This window comes from Mesorhizobium sp. M1A.T.Ca.IN.004.03.1.1, assembly GCF_003997555.1.
Lineage (GTDB): Bacteria > Pseudomonadota > Alphaproteobacteria > Rhizobiales > Rhizobiaceae > Mesorhizobium.
On sequence record NZ_RZTV01001088.1, the window covers coordinates 1 to 235 of the forward strand.

Genomic DNA, 235 nt, shown 5'->3' on the forward strand with positions numbered 1-235 from the left:
CCCTCACTGCCATTGGCGACCAACGCCGCAGCCAGTTGCGCTTCGAGCGTCGCCACGCGTTCACGCAGGTCACGCACTTGTTTGTGGACCGTGTTCAACTCGGAGCGCGTCGGCAGATCCAATTGCTTCAGGCCGCGTTCCATCACCGCTTGCTGACGCGCTCGCAAACGGATCGCCGCATTGCCGACCTGGGCTTGCAGCTTGCAATACGCCTCGCTGTGCGCCACTTGCGAAA

1 protein-coding gene is annotated in these 235 nt (G+C 62.6%); it reads right to left on the reverse strand.

Going from position 1 to position 235, the window contains the following annotated elements:
• Nucleotides 1–235: poly(R)-hydroxyalkanoic acid synthase subunit PhaE (locus EOD29_RS35035; RefSeq protein ID WP_206520628.1), on the reverse strand; the 235-nt coding region annotated here is incomplete at both ends.